The organism is Acinetobacter sp. NIOH-H-8 (genome assembly GCF_046635365.1).
Classification (GTDB): Bacteria; Pseudomonadota; Gammaproteobacteria; order Pseudomonadales; family Moraxellaceae; genus Acinetobacter.
The window spans coordinates 1-380 of the sequence record NZ_JBHDVN010000385.1 but is presented as its reverse complement, the minus strand read 5'-3'; the positions used below and the strand labels follow the sequence as shown (position 1 = coordinate 380).

At 53.9% G+C, this 380-nt stretch carries 1 pseudogene; it reads left to right on the top strand.

Features of this window, described 5'->3' with window-relative positions:
* Positions 1-380 (top strand): annotated as a pseudogene (pgk, locus tag ACEWB7_RS18775) (phosphoglycerate kinase); the annotation flags it as partial.

The following is a 380-nucleotide window of genomic DNA, read 5'->3' as shown; positions in this document are numbered from 1 at the left end:
CACCTTTATCGCGGCACAAGGCCACGATGTGGGTAAATCCCTGTACGAAGCTGACCTGGTTGACGAAGCTAAACGTCTGCTGACCACCTGCAACATCCCGGTTCCGTCTGATGTTCGCGTAGCAACCGAGTTCTCTGAAACTGCACCGGCTACCCTGAAATCTGTTAACGATGTGAAAGCTGACGAGCAGATCCTGGATATCGGTGATGCTTCCGCTCAGGAACTGGCTGAAATCCTGAAGAATGCGAAAACCATTCTGTGGAACGGTCCGGTTGGCGTGTTCGAATTCCCGAACTTCCGCAAAGGTACTGAAATCGTGGCTAACGCTATCGCAGACAGCGAAGCGTTCTCCATCGCTGGCGGCGGCGACACTCTGGCAG